The sequence below is a fragment of the Phormidesmis priestleyi ULC007 genome (assembly GCF_003003695.1).
Classification (GTDB): Bacteria; Cyanobacteriota; Cyanobacteriia; order Leptolyngbyales; family Leptolyngbyaceae; genus Phormidesmis_A; species Phormidesmis_A priestleyi_A.
The window spans coordinates 1-734 of record NZ_PVWG01000145.1 but is presented as its reverse complement, the minus strand read 5'-3'; the positions used below and the strand labels follow the sequence as shown (position 1 = coordinate 734).

Annotated in this window: 1 protein-coding gene; it reads right to left on the bottom strand. The window is 52.3% G+C overall.

Annotation, left to right across the window (positions count from 1 at the left end; genetic code table 11):
- Positions 1-179 (bottom strand): reverse transcriptase N-terminal domain-containing protein (locus C7B65_RS29805; RefSeq protein WP_181314522.1); only part of this gene is annotated, 179 nt, incomplete at its 3' end.
- Positions 180-734: the final 555 nt, after the last annotated feature.

The following is a 734-nucleotide window of genomic DNA, read 5'->3' as shown; positions in this document are numbered from 1 at the left end:
GCTAGAAATCGGGCGGCTGTAGACTTGAAAATCAGTTTTTGGAGTGACCGCGCCTTTCGCAGGTTGCCCACTGAAACTGCTTTGAACACTCGATTTTGGAGGCGGAATAAGTTCCGTCGGAATCGCTTCCACGGGAGCTTCTTCCACAATTCACTAGCCTGCTGGCTGTGTCTAATCATGCGCTCACGCCAAGGAGTGTTTGCTTTGAACCTTGACCCAATCACGGGTCATCCTACCCAGTCTGCGGAGTTCCGCTGCTCGTCTAGCCTACTGGGGTTCGACTTCTCCCCAGACCGAACAGACTGTTTTTATTCGTTCCTCCCGTTCGATTGCTCGTTCCCTTAGATGGATTCAATTCAACCGCCAGAACCCCTGACTCTGACCGGTTTCCTCCGGAGACACGGCGGGATACAATACTCTGGCAAAGTCAAGGGTTTGTCGTTATGCCTTGCTCCCAATTAGGTCGCTTTTCGAGAATCTGGTTTCATCGTAGGAACCCCCTGTTAGCGCCAGTGTCAACGCATAACCGTTGTCTGATTGCGCCCTGTTCCCAGCTTCAGCCTGCAAGAACCGAGCTTGCTCACTGTGGGCAGATCAGGAGTCACTTCTGAGTTTGAAGGGTAGGACTTGCACCGACATCAAGCGGGAAGTTCAGCTAGACTTAGGAGTCTTGGCTGGAGTGATTATGGACGGACTGGTTACCGTATTTCGTCACTCAACGAATCGCACCCGGA